16 protein-coding genes are annotated in these 16,707 nt (G+C 66.3%); 6 read left to right on the forward strand and 10 right to left on the reverse strand.

Annotation, left to right across the window (positions count from 1 at the left end; genetic code table 11):
• Positions 1–26: 26 nt before the first annotated feature.
• The 3 genes from ACWV8V_RS15685 to ACWV8V_RS15695 all read right to left on the reverse strand — a co-directional run bounded on the left by ACWV8V_RS15685 (position 27) and on the right by ACWV8V_RS15695 (position 3,713).
• Positions 27–1,607, reverse strand: a complete 1,581-nt coding sequence (locus ACWV8V_RS15685; RefSeq protein ID WP_455900177.1) for a serine hydrolase domain-containing protein — start codon at positions 1,605–1,607, stop codon at positions 27–29.
• A 157-nt stretch (positions 1,608–1,764) separates the two neighbouring features.
• Positions 1,765–3,321 (reverse strand): M56 family metallopeptidase, encoded by a 1,557-nt coding sequence (locus ACWV8V_RS15690; protein WP_455900178.1) that lies wholly within the window; start codon positions 3,319–3,321, stop codon positions 1,765–1,767.
• Entirely contained in the window at positions 3,318–3,713 is a 396-nt protein-coding gene (locus tag ACWV8V_RS15695) for a BlaI/MecI/CopY family transcriptional regulator (protein WP_152152978.1), read from the reverse strand. Before ACWV8V_RS15695 ends, ACWV8V_RS15690 begins: the two co-directional genes overlap by 4 nt.
• Positions 3,714–4,288: 575 nt before the next feature.
• Here ACWV8V_RS15695 and ACWV8V_RS15700 point away from each other — a divergent pair.
• Together ACWV8V_RS15700 and ACWV8V_RS15705 are read left to right on the forward strand one after the other, a co-directional pair.
• Positions 4,289–5,101, forward strand: coding sequence for an alpha/beta fold hydrolase (locus tag ACWV8V_RS15700; protein WP_346467227.1), 813 nt, complete (start codon positions 4,289–4,291; stop codon positions 5,099–5,101).
• A 114-nt stretch (positions 5,102–5,215) separates the two neighbouring features.
• The gene (locus ACWV8V_RS15705) at positions 5,216–5,392 is read left to right on the forward strand and encodes a hypothetical protein (protein ID WP_183073794.1); all 177 of its coding nucleotides are present in this window, start codon (positions 5,216–5,218) and stop codon (positions 5,390–5,392) included.
• Positions 5,393–6,355: 963 nt separating this feature from the next.
• Here the strand turns inward: ACWV8V_RS15705 and ACWV8V_RS15710 are convergent.
• On the reverse strand, positions 6,356–7,198 hold the full coding sequence (locus ACWV8V_RS15710) for a class I SAM-dependent methyltransferase (protein ID WP_121042366.1): 843 nt from the start codon (positions 7,196–7,198) through the stop codon (positions 6,356–6,358).
• A 193-nt stretch (positions 7,199–7,391) separates the two neighbouring features.
• On the opposite strand from ACWV8V_RS15710, the gene ACWV8V_RS15715 reads away from it, so the two are divergent.
• On the forward strand, positions 7,392–7,877 hold the full coding sequence (locus ACWV8V_RS15715; RefSeq protein WP_455900179.1) for an REP-associated tyrosine transposase: 486 nt from the start codon (positions 7,392–7,394) through the stop codon (positions 7,875–7,877).
• A 146-nt stretch (positions 7,878–8,023) separates the two neighbouring features.
• Here ACWV8V_RS15715 and ACWV8V_RS15720 read toward each other — a convergent pair whose 3' ends face one another.
• A complete protein-coding gene (locus tag ACWV8V_RS15720) occupies positions 8,024–8,455 on the reverse strand; it encodes a hypothetical protein (RefSeq protein WP_455900180.1) in 432 nt (143 codons plus the stop codon).
• Positions 8,456–8,568: 113 nt separating this feature from the next.
• Between ACWV8V_RS15720 and ACWV8V_RS15725 the strand changes: the two genes are divergently transcribed.
• Entirely contained in the window at positions 8,569–8,901 is a 333-nt protein-coding gene (locus ACWV8V_RS15725; protein WP_455900181.1) for a hypothetical protein, read from the forward strand.
• A gap of 15 nt (positions 8,902–8,916) precedes the next feature.
• Here ACWV8V_RS15725 and ACWV8V_RS15730 read toward each other — a convergent pair whose 3' ends face one another.
• Entirely contained in the window at positions 8,917–9,288 is a 372-nt protein-coding gene (locus ACWV8V_RS15730; protein WP_282260195.1) for a MerC domain-containing protein, read from the reverse strand.
• A gap of 69 nt (positions 9,289–9,357) precedes the next feature.
• On the opposite strand from ACWV8V_RS15730, the gene ACWV8V_RS15735 reads away from it, so the two are divergent.
• Positions 9,358–10,689, forward strand: coding sequence for a GTP-binding protein (locus ACWV8V_RS15735; RefSeq protein ID WP_455900182.1), 1,332 nt, complete (start codon positions 9,358–9,360; stop codon positions 10,687–10,689).
• 18 nt (positions 10,690–10,707) lie between these two features.
• Here the strand turns inward: ACWV8V_RS15735 and ACWV8V_RS15740 are convergent, their stop codons facing one another.
• From ACWV8V_RS15740 to ACWV8V_RS15755, 4 genes are all read right to left on the reverse strand, one after another.
• Entirely contained in the window at positions 10,708–12,078 is a 1,371-nt protein-coding gene (locus tag ACWV8V_RS15740) for a HipA domain-containing protein (protein ID WP_455900183.1), read from the reverse strand.
• On the reverse strand, positions 12,075–12,344 hold the full coding sequence (locus ACWV8V_RS15745; protein ID WP_123731323.1) for a helix-turn-helix domain-containing protein: 270 nt from the start codon (positions 12,342–12,344) through the stop codon (positions 12,075–12,077). Before ACWV8V_RS15745 ends, ACWV8V_RS15740 begins: the two co-directional genes overlap by 4 nt.
• 115 nt (positions 12,345–12,459) lie before the next feature.
• Positions 12,460–14,082: an ABC-F family ATP-binding cassette domain-containing protein gene (locus ACWV8V_RS15750; protein WP_455900184.1), complete on the reverse strand. Its 1,623-nt coding sequence runs from the start codon at positions 14,080–14,082 to the stop codon at positions 12,460–12,462.
• 175 nt (positions 14,083–14,257) lie between these two features.
• Positions 14,258–15,160, reverse strand: a complete 903-nt coding sequence (locus ACWV8V_RS15755) for a LysR family transcriptional regulator (RefSeq protein WP_455900185.1) — start codon at positions 15,158–15,160, stop codon at positions 14,258–14,260.
• A 309-nt stretch (positions 15,161–15,469) separates the two neighbouring features.
• On the opposite strand from ACWV8V_RS15755, the gene ACWV8V_RS15760 reads away from it, so the two are divergent.
• Positions 15,470–16,672 carry an MFS transporter gene (locus ACWV8V_RS15760; protein ID WP_259261689.1) on the forward strand — a complete coding sequence of 401 codons (1,203 nt, stop codon included), beginning with the start codon at positions 15,470–15,472 and terminating at the stop codon, positions 16,670–16,672.
• Positions 16,673–16,707: the final 35 nt, after the last annotated feature.

A 16,707-nucleotide genomic window follows, 5' to 3' on the forward strand; every position in this document is an offset into this window, starting at 1 on the left:
CAAACAGATAGGGATCGATCCGGCGGCTACTGCGTTGCTAGCTTCCGACGCACGTAATACCCCCGCCCCTCCCCAAACACCACACTCAACGCCTCCACCTTCCCGAACGCATCTCGATGGAAGTCGATCTCCAGCCCATCGATATCCGGTGACACAAAACGATTCGGCGACACCGCCAACACCCGCCCATCGCGTTTCGTCCCAGCCACACCCACGCGCATCTCCCCAACAGCCACCTTCACCTCTAACGCCGGGATGTCGAAGATGTCGGCCAACGCACGGCGCTGCGCCATCGGCACGCTCTCATCCTGCTCGAACACCCCGGGATAGTCCGCATACCGCGGCTCGCGCAGGTCCAGCGCAACCGTGCGCACGGCGGGATTCACCCCACGCGCGATCGCATCCGACAGTGCATTGCGGATCTCCGTCGCCAACGCAGCACCGTTCTCACCGTTGGTAAGAATGACGAAGCCGTCACCCGTCTCCAGATACCCCTCGATCCACGCCCGGTAACTGTCGTTGGAGCCGCCGTGGTGGAAGATCCGGGTCTGCCCGGCACCGTCCAGGCGCGGGCCAAGGCCGTGCCAGCTAGGCGAGACCTCGGTCATCATGTCGGTCGCGATGGGGTGCGGCAGGAAGTTGCCTTGGCCGCGGTAGCTGGCGGTCAGGGCGGCGACGAACGCGACCAGGTCGTTGGCGCTGGTCCACAGGCCTGAGGCGCCCTGTTCGGGGAAGGACTGCCAGCCGCGCGGCAGTGCGGTGGGCTTGCCGTCGCCGTCATGCGCTTTGGCGATGTTGTCGGTGGCGGCGGGCGGATCGGTGAACCGGCTACGCTGCATGCCCAGTGGCTCGAACACCTGCTTGCGCGCGAGGGTGTCCAGCGGCTGGCCGGTCACATCTTCGAGCACGAGCTGTTCCACCATCACGCCACCACCGGAGTAATCGCCCCGTTCGCCGGGTGTATGGATCAGACGTACGGGTTTGTTCTTGGCCGGGGCGATGCCGTCCAATGTCTGCAGCAGCGTGGGCAGCGGCTCGCCGGGCGGGTAGTCGGCGAAGCCATGCACGCCCAGTCCGGCGGTGTGCGACATCAACATGCGCAGGGTCAGCTGCGGTGCCGGCACCGACGGGGTAGCCGGGACTTTCCAGCTGCGCAGGTAGGTCGCGATGTCCTGGTCCAGTGCGAGGGTGCCATCGGCCACCAAGCGCAGTGAGGTGGCGGCCGTAACCACCTTGCTGACCGAGCCGACCGAGAACAACGTGTCGGCATTCACGGCAGCCTGCGTGCCCATCTCGCGCGTCCCGTAGCCGGCGCTGTGCACGAGCTTGCCATCCCTTAGAACGGCGATGGCCACACCGGGCACATGGTGCTGGGCCATGCGTTGCTGCAGCGACCAGTGCGGCAGCGCGGTATCGGCTGGCACCACGGTGGGGCGCAGGCCGGAGGCGAGCGCCGTGCGGATCGCCGCGTCTTCGCGGTCCGCTGCCCCCGTGGGGTCGACAAGCAGCAGTACCAGCGCGGCACACAGCGACGCGCGCAGCAGGCCGATCTGAACGCTGCGGATTCGCGAATGTAGGGGCGCCTGCGGAGTGGATGCGTAAGCCATGCGATACCTCACGAGGGAGCGATGCGCGAAAGACAGGCGTGCCCGTGCACTCCGCAGAGAGGAGCGATACGGTGCAGCTAAAGAGGTAACTGCGTGGCGGGCGATGGCGACGGGGGCAATCGCACCGATCAGCGTCACCGGTGGGGAGTGCGGCCGGTCAGCGTTGGCCGGCGATCGCACCACGCTGGGTGAGGTAGTCACGGACGCGATCGTTCCGTGCCTGGTTCAGCGGCGAGCGCCACTGCCCGAAATCGGCCACCACGCCCAGGTTGACGTCGGCACCGTGCTCGACCAGATAGGCCACGGTCTCTACATCGCCGGAGCGTGCAGCGTTGATCAGCGGGGTTTCGTCCAAGGCGACGATGCGGTTGACGTCAGCCCCGGCGCCGACCAGGCGCTCGACGACCGGCAGATGACCGCGACGTGCCGCAGCGATCAGCGGATTGCCATCGCCGCGCGAGGCCAGGTCGGGCTGCGCGCCTAGGACGAGGAGGGCGTCGACCATCGCCAGTTCGCCGTGCTTGGCGGCGATGATCAGCGCGGTGCCGTCGCCACCGACCTGCGTGTCCACGGCAATACCCATCTTGACCAGCTGCTGCACGCGGGAGATGTCGCCGTTGCCGGCCGCGCTGAGCAGCTGCTCGGCGTGCGGCGAAACGGTACGCGACGTAGTGGCGGTTTCGTTCTCTGCAACGATGATCGCGTTGCCCAACCGCGGCGTAGCGGCCACGGTGACACCAACATGCGCGACCAGCGCAGCCGCACACAGTGCGCCCCAGCCGAAGCGCGTTGTCCAGCGGGTCGAGCGCGTGTCCAGGCGCAGCAGCCCATCGATGCGCTGGCTCAAGCCACTGCGGGTGGCGGACATGCCGACGGCCAGAGGCGCGCTGCGCCCGCGCTGTGTCATCAGTCCGGCGATACCGGTCAGCAGGGAATCGGCATAGCCGCGGCCACTGCCGGTGCGCAGGGCCGCCTGCTCATCGCAAGCCATCTCGCGTGCGAGATCCAGCCGACGGCCCAGCAGGTGCAGGAACGGGCTCCACCAGTACACGGCGAGCAGTGCACGCTGTGCAGCCGTGATCCACAGATCATGCCGACGAATATGCGCGGCTTCATGCAGCAGCAGATCACGCAGCGCGGCCGGGGGCAGGGTGGATGCCATCGTGGTCGGCACCAGAATGCGCGGCGACCACAGGCCAACCACCATCGGGCCCGGGGCGATATCGGATAGTGCAACGCTGGCACCCGCAGGCAGTTCTTCACCCAGCAGTGCTTCGTGCTGGGGCGACTGCCGCGCGCAGCGATGCAGGCGACGCGCTTGCCATGCGCCTTGGCCCAAGCGGGTCAGGCCCCATAGCGTGCCGAGCAACCAGATCAGCACGGCGCCGTGCAGCAGGGTAGGCGTGGTGGAGGCGGGGATCGTGTTGGTGATGCCGTCCAACTTCTGCGCGAGAACCTGCACTGGAGCTCCAGTCGCTGACGGCAGTACGGCCTGCTGCGCGATCTCACCAGCCGTCGGCACGGTGCGAGGCAGCAGGACCAACAGCGGTGACGCCGCGGCCAGCACAAAGGCCACGCAGAGCGCCCAGGAGCGCGCTTCTGCATTGAGCCGGCTGCGCCCCACTACAAGGACAGCCAGCGCGAACAACAAGGCGCTCTGCCAGAGATGTTGCACGGCCATCGTTGCCAGGGCCTGGGTCCAATGCACGGTCATTTGGGCGTCCTCGAAGGAGATGCGTCGTCCACGCGCTGCTGCAGCGCTTTAAGCTCGTCAGCGTCCATGTCGTGCTCATCGATCAGGTGCTGGGCCAGCACGGTAGGCGAATCGTTGAAGAAGGACTTGAGCAGATTCTCCAGCGCCTGCTTGCGCGCGTCGCTGCGGGTGATCGCGGCGCTGTAGATGAAGGCGCGACCCTCACTGCGATGGTGGACCAAGCCCTTCTTGTCCAGCACCTTGAACATGGTCAGCACGGTCGTATAGGCGACCGGCTTCTTCTTGGACAGCTCGTCGGCGACCTCGCGCACGGACGCCTCCTTCTTCTTCCAGAGCACCTCCAGAATGCGGCGTTCGGCGTCGGTCAGGGCAGGCGATACGGGGCGGGCCATGGCTATCTACTGGTTCGTTAGTTGATGGCCGCATCGTGCGCCCGACGGATCGGCCGTGTCAACTATGTAATTAGTAATGACCGGCCTGCATGGCAGACAATGGCGCCGCGCAGGCTACGTCGCTGGCGGGTATCTATGGATCGTCATGGCCACGCAACAGCGCGCAGCTGGCACAGCACTCGCTCAGCGGCCTCTGCCGCAGGGCAGCGCGCAATGCCGCACGGGCTGCAGGATGCGCGCCGAGGCCATGCAACAACAACGTAAGTGCCAGCCCACAGCAGACGCTTCCGGACGCGCTTGGCTTCCCACGTTGCGCAGCTTCCGGTGTGATCTCATGACAGTCCATGTACCGGTTCCCAGCGTCGACGATGCCCCATGGCAACTATCGTCCGGCGCCGTCTCAGATGCTGAGATCGTGGCCGAGTGATGCCAGTGTCAGCACCGCTGGACGCACCGGTGGGTATCAGTCAGCCCCGTGCACGCCACGTCAGCAACACCGCGCTTTCTTTCACGGCTCACCCAACCCCCTCTCCCTAGGATCGAACATTCCTTCCCCATCGCTTCAAGGAGTTCCCATGGCTGCTTCCCGCGTTCGTCTGCACGTTGAAGATTCCGGTGGTACCGGCCGCCCGGTGGTGCTGATCCATGGCTGGCCGCTGTCGGCCGAATCGTGGAAGGCCCAGGTCCCCGCGCTGCGCGAGGCGGGGTACCGCGTGGTGGCTTACGACCGCCGTGGTTTCGGGCGCTCGGACAAGCCGGCCGATGGCTACGAGTACGACACGCTCGCCGATGATCTGGCCGGTGTGCTTGAGGATCTGGACCTGAAGGACGCCACCTTGGTTGGCTTCTCCATGGGCGGTGGCGAAGTGGCGCGCTATGTCGCCAAGCACGGCGAATCGCGCCTTCACAGCGTGGTGTTCGCCTCGGCGGTGCCGCCGTACATGCTCAATACCAGCGACAACCCCGAGGGCCCGCTGACGCAGGAAAAGGCCGATGAAATGCGCGAAGGCCTGGAAAAGGACCGCGACTCCTTCTTCGATGGCTTTACCAAGGATTTCTTCAGTGCCAACGGCGAGCTCAAGGTCAGCGAAGAAGAACGCCAGGCCGCGATCAAGCTGTGCCAGCAGTCCGACCAGACCGCCGCGCTGGGCTGCATGAAGGCGTTCGGCACGACCGACTTCCGCGGCGACCTCAAGAAGGTCACGGTGCCGACCCTGGTGCTGCACGGCGACAGCGATGGCACGGTCCCGTTCGAGGGCTCGGGCAAGCGCACCCATGCGGCCATCGCGGGCAGTGAAGTGGTGGTCCTGAAGGACGCGCCGCACGGCTGCAATGCCAGCCATGCCGATGCGTTCAACAAGGCACTGTTGGACTTCCTGAAGAAGTAAGTCGCAGGTCGCTCTCCGCCATGCGCGCCCGGCACGTTGAGATCACGTGTCGGGCGTTCTTGTACGCTGTACCCGCTGAGCTGGAATCCAGCGCCCGCCCATACGAGATCGTCCATGCGCCAGTCCCAGACACCGCCCTGGAAGAAGCCCAGTCCCAATGGGAAGAAGAAGTCGCAGCCGCTCTCCGAGGCGCAGAAGAGCGCGGCCCGTCAGCGCGCCGAGGAAAACGGGCGGCGCTATCCTAATCTGGTCGACAACATGTGGGCGGCTAAACTGCCACGCGGCAGTTGATCGCTCGCGCTTCTATGCTTTCTCGTTGTGGCACAGCTGACTAATAGGCGACAACCCCTCCACGGTCGGTGGCGCATCCCCAAGGTATACATCCAACTGTCTCTGTGGGGACAGTAGTGGGTACATGTACGATGCAATTCACCCAAGGTGCGAAGCTTCCGGTTGTACCTGCCGAGTAGTATCGAGATACTCTGTAGACACAACGCCTGTTGTCGACGCCAATCAGGGCCTCCGCGTTGCCGGCGCGGGTTGTGCGAAAACGAACGCTACCGTGAGCGCGGAAGTTCTCACTCACTCCCACGTTGCCAGACGGCGCGTAGGCGAACACGTAGTCCGCTGAGCGGTCGTCATGCAAAAGCGTTCCTTCTGACGATGATGTCGACTCTGGATCCTGCTCCAGTCGGGGCACGGGGAGATCTTCGTCGTCGTCTTGTTCGCATGACCAACCTCCGATTGCATCGGGGCCGCTTAAAATGCCTTCGCCTTGGCCCGCTGTCATTCCATCCTGCTCACATAGTGCGTGGTGGTACAACTGGGTCGCGATTGATTGCTCTGAGAAAAAATAGGAAAAGGAGCCATCTGGATTGGGTCGAAGCTTCTGCTCCACAGGGAGTAAACCGCCGTCCAGATCAGACCATTGTGCGGTGCGCACGATGCGCTTGGTGCCGTCGCGCTCTTGGGTGTGTTCATCACGATAGGCAGCGGGCGGGGGCGTGACCGGCATGGTGACTGCTGCGGAAAGTAGAAGAATAAACATGGGCATCGGCGTTCTCTGGTGAACGAGCTCAGCTCGGTCAGATCATGCTGCCCACTATCATTTTCTTGAACTGTGCGCTGCTCTACGCATTAGACAGACGTAACGCACTAAGACCTATCTATTGTTTCTGTTGTAAAGATAATCCCAATCTGCTCGACAACATGTGGGCGGCCAAACTGCCACGCGGCAGTTAATCAGCACCCTGCTCAGCGCTTGACCGCGAGCACGCCATCCATCGCCAGCTCGGCCTTGAAGCCCGCCTTTTCCAGACGCTTGGCGACCTCGCGCGGTACATCGCGGCCGCTGGTCAGCTTGTTCGGCGCACCGGTGTAGTGGAACATCCGGCCGCCCTTGCGGATGACGCGTGCGAGCTCGTCATAGAACACCTGTGAATACAGCTCACCGGCGATGCCGAAGCGCGGCGGATCGTGCAGGATCGCATCGACCGAGGCAGTCTCCAGCCCTTCAATCTCCTGCGACACGTCCCCCTGGCTCAGCGCCAGCCGACCCCCGCTGCTTTCCGCGTCCGGATCCGGCGACCACGGATTGAGCGTGCGCAGCCACAGCACATCCGGATTCTTCTCGAACGAACGGATACGGGTGACGCCGCCTTCCAGGCAGCACGCGGCGAAGTAGCCCAGGCCGCCGCAGGTATCCAGCACGGTCTTGCCGGCCGGCGCGATCAACGCGACCTTGCGGCGGGCATCCTCGAACGGGGAGACCTGCGCGCTGGGCAGCATCTTGATGCCGTCGATCTCGAAGGTCGGCGCGTCCCAGTCGGTCGGCACCAGCTTGATCAACGCCGAGCCGAAGCGTGAGATCGCCAGGAACTCCTCGCCGTCCCAGTAGTACAGGGTCCGGTCCTTGGTCTTGCCGGGATAGGCATAGGTCTCGCCCTTCCACTGCCAGTGGTCGGCCGCCAGCGTGGCGGTGCCGGTGGAGCGGCCGAGGTCGAGCGAACCGGTCCATTCCCCGGTGCCGGCATCGCGGGCGCGGGTCAGGCTCTCGGCGAGCGGGCGGGTCAGCAGGGGGCCGGTGTAGTGGGGCACGGGATCTAAGTCCGCGGCGCGAGCGCCAGACGGTATGGCAGTCAGGGGTGGGCATCGTACCTGAGAAGCCGCTGGCCGGCCGTCATGGGGCCCCGAGCTGCGGGGATTCCGACCCACGTGTGGGCGGGTATCCGAGGCGCCGGCGGGGAGTGCGCTGATCGAACTGCGCAGGGACGCTTCGGATACTTGGGTCATGTCCTACGACCACATTCTCTGGCCGACCGGTACCACCTACTTCTTCAGTGCGCACCTGCGCGATCGCAGCAGCAGCCTGCTGGTGGAACAGGCGCAGATCCTGCGGCTGGCGTTCCGGGTGGCGCAGCAGGCGCGGCCGTTCCGGATCAATGCGATCGTGGTGCTGCCGGACCATCTGCATGGGGTGTGGACGCTACCGGAGGGCGATGAGGAGGGGCATCGCCGCTGGGCGCAGATCCAGGCGATCTTCGACCGCCAGCTGCCGATGACGGATCCACGGCTGCAGCTCCGGCGTGATCGCAGCCTGCGGCCGCTTTGGCACAACGGCTTTCGCGAGCATCGGATCGTCGATGCCGAGGACCTGCAGCGGCATGTGGCCTACGTGCACCACAACCCGGTCAAGCACGGGCATGTGCGTGACGCGACGCAATGGCCGTACAGCTCGATCCACCGCGGCCGTCGCGAACCGGGGGAGGGCAGCTGACGTATGAGGATGGGGGCTTGCCCGCGGAGGCGTGCGGCAGGCGGTATCGGGGGATGGGTGTTGCGGACCGGGCTACTGGTGCGGGCGTGCGGTGGGCCGCAGCCAGCACCAGTGGCCCGGGAGGCGGGCACGACGCACCTTGCCGATCAGGGGCACTTCACCGGGAACACCGGCCCGGCGCCGATCAGGACCAGCGCCATGTAGTCGCTGTCCTTTGCTTTGCCTTTGAGTGTGGCACCGGGGTTGAACTTGAAGATGCCGAAGCCGCCACCGGGGCGCACCAGGGCCTTGTTGATCTGGTCGGCATCGTCGCGGAAGAACTGGGCGATCTCTGCGCGGCTGGATTCCTGCAGCGGCGTGGCATCGCGCTGCCATTGCTCATCGCGGTTGAAGGACACGTAGTACTGCCCCTGCTGCTGATCGATACGGAACTCGGCCGGCTTGCGCGCGTGGGTGGAGAAGCAGCCGAGCATCGGATCGGAAGAGAACACGCCGGCGCTGTTGTCCTTGCCGCAGCCGGTCAGCAGGAGGGGGGACAGGAGGAGCAGGCTGGAGAACAAGCTGGGCAACAAGCGCATGGCGGTTCCTGTCGGCGGATGTTGAGGGCATTGTCCAACACGGCATGAAAAGATCCCGTCTGTGTGCACCGCGGGCGATGGTGTACGGTGACGCGATCCTCAGGAGACACCCCGTGCCGTCAGACTCTCCGCAAGCGCCGCGCTCACCGTCGACGGTGCCGATCTCGGTTCAGCGACTCCCGCTGCTCGGTCTGGTCAGCTTCCTCGGCCTCCCCGTCGGTGCCGCCGCTGCGCACATCGCCACCGCCGCCAATCACGGGGTCACCGCAGGCGCCAGCACCACCGGCGTCTCCATCGGCGTACTCGCTTCAGCGGCCGTGGGTTTGATTGCCACGGTCGGCTCGCGCGTGCGTCAGGAACGCTGGCCGTGGCTGGGCATCATCGGCGCGGTACTCAGTGCCGCGCCGATGGTGCTGTTCCTGGTCGGGATGATGTTCAAGCACTGAGCCGGAGCCGCACGCTCAGTGCCGGTGCCGCCGCCAGGCGTTCCACACATGCGTGCTGGCCAACAGCAGGCTGCCGACTACCGTCATCGGGGTCTCGGCCTCGTGGCTCGGCCAGCCCATCGCACCGGCCAGCAGCAACAGCAGCCCGACCAACGCGGTGGCCATCGCCAGCACGGGCAGACGGTGCTGACGGTGCGCGCGCCACAGCGCGAAGCCGGTCACCGGCGCGGCAATCGCCACAAACAGGGCATGCACCCACTCGGCTTCGGCCCACACCCCCATCAGCGGGAGCATCGCCGCAAGCAGCGGCAGGGCCAGGCAGTGCAGCAGGCATAGGCCGGACAGCGCGATGGCGCCGGCATCCAACAGGGCAGAGGATCGCTTCATGGGTCGTGGAGTCTTGGTCTGTGAATGTTATATAGTAACATTTCAACTCCACTCCAGACCTGCTCCGCCATGACTGCCTCTGCTGCCCTTCATGATTCCCGTCTTCCGGTGACGGTGCTGTCCGGCTTCCTCGGTGCCGGCAAGACCACCCTGCTCAATCAGCTGCTGCGCAACCGCGAGGGCCGCCGGGTGGCGGTGATCGTCAATGACATGAGCGAGATCAACGTCGATGCGCAGCTGGTCCGCGAGGGCGGCGCGGCGCTGAGCCGCACCGACGAGACGCTGGTGGAGTTCAGCAACGGCTGCATCTGCTGCACGCTGCGCGATGACCTGCTGCACGAGGTGCGCCGGCTTGCGGCGGAGGGGCGCTATGACTATCTCTTGATCGAATCGACCGGGATCGCCGAGCCGATGCCGGTCGCGGCGACCTTCTCGGTGCGCGATGAGGCCGGCTTCAGCCTCAGCGACATCGCACGGCTGGATACGCTGGTGACGGTGGTGGATGGCGCGCAGTTCCTGCACGACTTCGGCTCCAGCGATCGGCTGATCGACCGCGGCCAGCAGGCCGGTGAGGACGACGACCGCGGCGTGGTGAATCTCCTCGCCGAGCAGATCGAGTTCGCCAACGTGATCGTGGTGAGCAAGTGCGATCTGATCGATGACGACACGCTGCAGTCCACGCTGGCCGTGCTGCGCGCGATGAACGGCGATGCGCGGCTGGTGCTGTCCGAACACGGCAACGTGCCGCTGCACGAGGTGCTCGATACCGGCCGTTACGACTTCGTCAAAGCCCAGCTGGCACCAGGCTGGATGCAGGCGCTGCGCGGGCAGCACACGCCGGAGACCGAGGAATACGGCATCACCAGTTTCGTCTACCGCTCGCGCCGGCCGTTCCATCCGCAGCGCTTCGCGCGCTTGCTCGAAACCGGGTTGGGCAGCGTGATCCGCAGCAAAGGCTTCTTCTGGCTGGCCAACCGCATGGACTCGGTGGGCGAGCTCTCCAGCGTCGGTGCGGCCACGCAGACCTCGGTCGCGGGCGTCTGGTACGCCTCGCGCGAGCGCATGGAGGCGGGCCTGGAGAACACCGTGCCCGAGCTGCCGCCCACGCGCGTGCCCTACACGGATATCGGCTGGGCACGCCAGCAGGCGTCGTGCTGGACCGCGCCGCTGCCCACCGTGGACCAGGTCGGCGATGCCGGTGAGTACCAGGCGATGCGCAGGCTGTGGCATCCCTGGTGGGGCGATCGCCGCCAGGAGCTGGCGGTGATCGGCGTGGCGATGGACGAGCACGCGGTGCGTGCCGAGCTGGATGCCTGCCTGCTCAACGATGAGGAACTGCGCGCCGGACCACTGTTGTGGCAGCTGCTGCCGGATGCGTTCCCGGCGTGGGCGCGCGCATGAGCAAACGGATGCAGGGGTTCAGGTAGCCAGTTGCCTTGCCATCTCCTTGATGACCACTTCGATGATCGTTCGCACCATGCGCATCTCGCCGTACAGGGTCACTCCGGCGACATCAGCCCAGTACGAATTTTCTGTTTCGATCGCCGCCTTTACCGATTCAGCCAACGGAACGACACTGGATGTCATCTCGGCAAGGCGCCGCTGCGCCAAGCGCGACGGCAGGCCCAGCTGTACCCCGGCATCGACCAGCAAGGCTGGCGTGATATCGGCGAAACGCTGTACGCCGAGCAGATCCCAAGCAAGCGTAGATGCTTGCGGCCAGCTCGGACTGTCCTCTTTGTAGGCGCGGCTGCGGCCCGCGACGGTGCTGAGCAGATCGTAGTGTGGGGCAAGGTCGGTGCCACCTCTGCCGACGAGAAAGCTCAGGTTCTTCAGATGGGCATCGTCGTTGCCAGTCAGCACATTGAACACCAACCAGTCAAACAGTCGCCTGCGCGTGTTAAGTCTCTCGCGGCAGTAGTGGATCGCCGCATCCAACGTCCGAAGGCTTCCCGCACTGTATTTGTCTCCGCGCTGGAGGTTCAACAGTTGGCAGGCGTCGATGGCATGCATGCGGCGTGTGCTGCCGCCGTCCGTTACACGGTCAAACCGTTCGATCAGAAAGACCGGCTCGGGCACATAGCGTCGCTGCACCTCGGGCACCATCAGCCCCATCGCGCGAGCCAGGCGCATGACAAAATACTCGTTGATCACCGTGTGCGGATAATCAGGGTCGGTACTGTCCGGCTTCAGAACATGGGTGGACGTTTCCGTGCCGACAGGCTGGTACAGCAAGCCTTGGTCTTCGATGACGGCCAATTTGTGTTGTGCGCCGGCCAGCGACATTCGCTTTTCCGCGCCGCCGGCCAGTGAGTGGCGCGGCAGGTTCTGGATGCGCTGGGAGAGTTCGGCATCCGGCAATCGCGCCCGGCTCCCTGGCGCCAGTGTTACATGCGGGGGCAGCAGGGTCAGCGAACCCGCGGATTCAGCACCGTAGTGGGTCAGCAGGGCGAAGTCATCGCTGCCGCGGAGTCCAGCGTCCTGCGCCATGCGTGTGCGCTGCTGATCTTCTGGGAGCAGATTGTCGAAGTACCATTGCACGGGGCGCGAAGTACTGCCGTCCAGAAGGGGGCTGTGGCTGCGCGGCAGCCAAGGCGAGAGGTCGAAGCTTTCTGGATGATCACGCCAGGTGGGCGCGTACTCGAACCGCCATAGGTTTCGATGCTCGTGCAAGGTACCGACGGGCTGGCCATCCAGGGTGGCCAACAACGAGCGCTCTGGATAGTGCAGCCCTTCCAGGAACACGTCACCCAACGCAGGTTGGGCAGCGTTGATGGATGACGGATTCATCGTTTCGCTCCGCGCATTCTGTCCTGCTCCTGCAGCAGTGCTACGGCCGCGTCGGGCACATCGATCTCCACGCGCAGGCCGAGTTCCGTTAGAACCTGGAACAGCTTCTGCCACTGCACAGTGCCGCCGCCGCGCTCGACCTTGGCAAGGAAGTTCTCGCTGACCCCGATGCCTTCGGCGGTGTCGTCCTGACGCATTCCCTGGCACTTGCGCGTGGCTCGGACCAAGGGACCGAGTTCTTCATGGTGCTTGAGCGTGACCTTCATGCATTATCCTTACGAACGTGTGGATTCTGCGGTAGTGGCGCGAGAATACGCCAAAATCCTTTTTAACGTAAGGATTTCTATTGAACGCGTGTCGACACGAGAATAATCCTCTCGATCATGAGGATTCAAGCCGGCCCGTCAGTTGCCACCCGACGCTAGTCGCGGTCAGAACGTCGGTCAAGCCGACCGCCTCCAGCAGCGCGTCATCGTGCGACACGATCATCAACGTGCCGCTGTACTGGCTGAGCATCTGCTCCAGCGCGGTCAGCGAGGGCAGGTCGAGGTGATTGCCGGGTTCGTCGAGCAGCAGCAATTGCGGCGGCGTCTGCGCGTACAGCACGGACGCCAGCGCCGCCTTCAAGCGTTCGCCACCGCTGAGCGTGGCCAACGGCCGCAGGCTGCGCTCGGCATCCAGGCCGAGCAGGGCCAACTGCGTGCGCAGCGTGCCTTCGTCGGCCACCGGATGCGCGCGCTGCAGCAGTGACAGGGCCGAGGCCTCATCGGGCAGCATCGTGAGCGACTGATCGAGCAGGGCCACGCTCGCCGCCATATCGACGTGCCCCGACACCGGCGGCAATTTGCCCGCCAACACCTTCAGGAGCGTGGATTTGCCACTGCCATTGCGGCCCTGCACGCCGATCCGCTGGCCGCGCTGCACGGTGAGATCCAGCGTCTTCCAAGGCGCCTGCACCCACGGCAGTTCGGCGGCGATGAGCTCGGCCACGCGCTGGGGCCCGGGCTGATGGATCACCGGGGCGAGCAGGGCGATTTCGGTGTCCTGCTCCACCTCGCCGGCAGCCTCGCGCACGCGCGCATCCAGTTCGGTACGTCGCTCGCTCTGCTGTGTTTGCCAGCGGCCGGCGCTGTGCTCGCTGCGGTTCTTCATGCCACCGAGCAGGATCGGTGCCTGGTTGGCGGTGCGTGCATCGCGTGTAGCGCGCGCTTGCCGATGCGCCATCTTCTCGCGCTGATCGCGCAGCTCGGTCTGCTGCTGGCGGCGCTCGCGCTTGCGCAGCGCCAGCTGGGCCTGGGCACTGCGCCGCTCGCCGTGTTTCTGATCGGCGTAGAGATCGTAGTTGCCGCCGTACTGGCGCAGCCCGCTTGGCGACAGTTCGACGATGCGCGTCATGTGCCGCAGCAGCGTGCGGTCGTGGCTGATCACGATCAGGCCGCCGCGCCAGCGCTGCAGCGCCTCGATCAGGCGCGTGCGGTGGGCGGCGTCGAGGTGGTTGCTGGGTTCATCCAGGATCAGCCCCTCGGCACCGCACAGGAACGCACCGGCCAGCGCGACCTGCATCGCCTGGCCACCACTGAGCGTGGCCGCCGGCCGTAGCGGATCCAGCGCGGGCAGCCCTAGCAGCTGCCATTGGGCCTGCAGCTGCTCGCGGAGGTCCCAGCGCTCACCCACGCGGGTGAAGTCGTCCGGATCCACGCTGCCGGCTTCGATACGGTGCAGGGCGTCGAGCACCGCGCCGACGCCGGCCAGATCGGCGATACGGCCGGCGGGCACGCCGCTGTGCTGCGTGAGCAGGTGCACCGGCCCGCTGCGCAGGATGCGGCCGGCGGTGGGCGTGAGATCGCCACTGAGCAGGTGCGCGAGCAGGCTTTTGCCCACGCCGTTGCGCCCGACCAGGCCGGTCGGGGTGCCGTCGAACGCGGCGGACAGTTCGGAAAACAGGACCCGGCCGTCGGGCAGGGTATGCGTCACGCGATCGAGCGTGAGAGCGAATGCGGTCATGCGACCTCCATTGGATGCCAAAGACTCCCCTCCTGCGGAACAGGTGGGTGGAGACGGGCCGTCAGACGACGGCGGCATCAATGGCGCATGTAGGCCTACCTCGGCAACAAAGGCGGCTGGCTGCCGCGCGGCCAGTATAAAACCGCCCGGCGGCAGGGCGATGAACGCCGCCTGCTCAGCAGCTGACCCCGGTCAGCCGGGCGCTGATGAAATCGATGAAGACCCGCAGCTTGGGCAGCACATGGCGGCCGGAGGGCCACAGCAGGTAGAAGGTGCCGCAGGCATGGATGCGCTCGGCCATCACCCGCTGCAGGCGGCCGTCGGTCAGCGCCTCGCGCACCGAGTGCTCGGGGATATAGGCGATGCCGCGCCCGGCGAGCGCGAAGGCCAGCCGCGCTTCGATCGTATTGCTGACCATCGAGACCGGCAGTGCCAGCGGGGCGGCGCCCGGCGTCTGCGGCAGCGGCCAGGGTTCCAGCTTGCCGCTGCTGGGGAAGCGGTAGTGCAGGCAGTCGTGCTGCAACAGGTCCTCGGGCACGCGCGGCGTACCGCGGCGGGCCAGGTAGTCCGGGGACGCGACCAGATAGCGCGGAAACACGCCGAGCTGCCGCGCGCTCAGGCGTGAGTCCGTTGGCGCGCTGACCCGCAGCACGGCATCGAAGCCTTCCTCGATCACATCCACCAAGCGGTCATCGAAGTCCAGCTCCAGGCGGATGCCGGGATACGCCGCCATGAACTCGGTGAGCAGCGGCAGCGAGATGTCGCCGACCAGCGGCAGACTGACCCGCAGCACCCCCGTGGGCGCCTCGGTCTGCTGGACGAGCTCATCGCGGGCGGCGTCACGCTCATCAAGGATGCGCCGGCACCGGACCAGGAAGCGCTCGCCCTCGGCGGTGAGGGTGACGCTGCGGGTGCTGCGATGAAACAGCCGCACGCCCAGCGCCTGCTCCAGCCGCGATACCGTCTTGCCGGCCGCCGAGGCAGAGATGCCGAGCATGCGGCCGGTCTCGACGAAGCTGCGGGTGTCGGCGACCTGCACGAAAGTCTGCAGGTTGCCGAGGTTGTCCAAGGCTGACATGAGGGGTTGCACGGGGGGGAGAAGGGGGGAACTGTAGCGGTCGGCAGCGCTGGCGGGGCAGGAGGCGGCGGCATCGGCCCGCAACACTGTGGTGCGCGGGGGCGGTGGGGGCCGAAGACCTTGCAGGGAGCGCGCCTTGCCGATTGCGGCCTCGCGGCTCCGGAATGTGCGGAGCGCCAACCGGCTGTTTCGCTGAACACTCACGGCCTACCGTGGCGCTCCCTCACTTCTCGGCGCCGCCATGTCCTCCTTCCCTTACCTCCGCGACCCCACGCGCCCGCTGGATGTGGCCCCCACCCAGGCGCGCCCATGAGCGGGCACGCGGTCGATTCCAACGCCGTCCCCCTGCCCAACGCCGCCAGCCGGTTGCCCTTCGGCGGGCTGCTCGCCCTGGCCTGCGCAGGCTTCATCACCATCCTCACCGAGGCGCTTCCGGCCGGCCTGCTCTCGCCGATGAGCGCCGATCTCGGCGTCAGCCGCGCGCTGGTCGGCCAGCTGGTCACCATCTACGCCTTGGGCTCGCTGGTCGCCGCACTGCCGATGACCGCGCTGACGCGGCGCTGGCCGCGCCGCCCGTTGATGCTCACCGCGATCGCCGGCTTCGTGGTGGTCAACACCATCACCGCGATGACGCACCACTATGGGCTGATGCTGGTCGCGCGCTTCTGCGCGGGCATCAGCGCTGGCCTGCTGTGGTCGCTGGTGGCCGGGTATGCCAGCCGCATGGTGGTCCCGCAGCTGCAGGGCCGCGCGATCGCCGTGGCGATGGTGGGCACGCCGCTGGCACTGTCGTTGGGCATTCCGGCCGGTACGCTGCTGGGCCAGACCATCGGTTGGCGCTGGGCGTTCGGGTTGATGTCGCTGCTCAGTGTTGGCCTGCTGGTGTGGGCGCGGCTGGTGCTGCCGCCCTTGCCAGCCCCGGGCGCGGCGGCCCAGCAGCCGCTGGGCAACGTACTGCGGCTGCGCGGCATGCGCACCGCGTTGCTGACGATGTTCCTGTACGTGCTGGCGCACAACGTGCTCTACACCTACATCGAACCGTTTGCGGCGCTGTCCGGCGCGGCGGTGTGGCTGGATCGTCTGCTGCTGGTGTTCGGCGTGGCCGCGCTGGTCGGCATCTGGATCACCGGCCTGCTGGTGGACCGCTGGCTGCGCGCGCTGGTGATCGCCAGCACGGTGGCCTTCGCACTCTCGGCGGTGGCGTTCGGGCTGTGGCCGGGCTCGCCGTGGGTGCTGGTGATCGGCACGGTGGTCTGGGGAATCTCCTTCGGTGGCGTTCCCACGCTGTTCCAGACCGCCGTGGCGCGCCGGGCGGACGAGGCCGGGGACATCGCGCAGTCCTTCGTGGTGACCGGCTGGAATCTGGCCATCGCACTGGCGGGCATCGTCGGCGGCGTGATGCTGGAAACCGTCGGTGAACGCTGGCTGCCCGTGGTCCTGCTGGTGCTGCTGCTGGCCACGTTGATGGTGGTGCTGCGCCAGCCGCGCGCCTGGGCGCCGATCACGCACTGAGCCCAGCCGCCGCACCCGGCAAGGTGGAGCGCGAT

The sequence above is a fragment of the Stenotrophomonas sp. Ker107b genome (assembly GCF_053847245.1).

What these genes read in the sequence shown, in the direction of transcription:
- ACWV8V_RS15715 (WP_455900179.1), top strand. Translation starts at nt 7,392, where the DNA reads ATGTCCTACGACCACATTCTCTGGCCGACCGGTACCACCTACTTCTTC.
- ACWV8V_RS15730 (WP_282260195.1), bottom strand. Translation starts at nt 9,288, where the DNA reads ATGAAGCGATCCTCTGCCCTGTTGGATGCCGGCGCCATCGCGCTGTCC.
- ACWV8V_RS15755 (WP_455900185.1), bottom strand. Translation starts at nt 15,160, where the DNA reads ATGTCAGCCTTGGACAACCTCGGCAACCTGCAGACTTTCGTGCAGGTC.
- ACWV8V_RS15695 (WP_152152978.1), bottom strand. Translation starts at nt 3,713, where the DNA reads ATGGCCCGCCCCGTATCGCCTGCCCTGACCGACGCCGAACGCCGCATT.
- ACWV8V_RS15750 (WP_455900184.1), bottom strand. Translation starts at nt 14,082, where the DNA reads ATGACCGCATTCGCTCTCACGCTCGATCGCGTGACGCATACCCTGCCC.
- ACWV8V_RS15740 (WP_455900183.1), bottom strand. Translation starts at nt 12,078, where the DNA reads ATGAATCCGTCATCCATCAACGCTGCCCAACCTGCGTTGGGTGACGTG.
- ACWV8V_RS15705 (WP_183073794.1), top strand. Translation starts at nt 5,216, where the DNA reads ATGCGCCAGTCCCAGACACCGCCCTGGAAGAAGCCCAGTCCCAATGGG.
- ACWV8V_RS15700 (WP_346467227.1), top strand. Translation starts at nt 4,289, where the DNA reads ATGGCTGCTTCCCGCGTTCGTCTGCACGTTGAAGATTCCGGTGGTACC.
- ACWV8V_RS15720 (WP_455900180.1), bottom strand. Translation starts at nt 8,455, where the DNA reads ATGCGCTTGTTGCCCAGCTTGTTCTCCAGCCTGCTCCTCCTGTCCCCC.
- ACWV8V_RS15685 (WP_455900177.1), bottom strand. Translation starts at nt 1,607, where the DNA reads ATGGCTTACGCATCCACTCCGCAGGCGCCCCTACATTCGCGAATCCGC.
- ACWV8V_RS15735 (WP_455900182.1), top strand. Translation starts at nt 9,358, where the DNA reads ATGACTGCCTCTGCTGCCCTTCATGATTCCCGTCTTCCGGTGACGGTG.
- ACWV8V_RS15690 (WP_455900178.1), bottom strand. Translation starts at nt 3,321, where the DNA reads ATGACCGTGCATTGGACCCAGGCCCTGGCAACGATGGCCGTGCAACAT.
- ACWV8V_RS15760 (WP_259261689.1), top strand. Translation starts at nt 15,470, where the DNA reads ATGAGCGGGCACGCGGTCGATTCCAACGCCGTCCCCCTGCCCAACGCC.
- ACWV8V_RS15745 (WP_123731323.1), bottom strand. Translation starts at nt 12,344, where the DNA reads ATGAAGGTCACGCTCAAGCACCATGAAGAACTCGGTCCCTTGGTCCGA.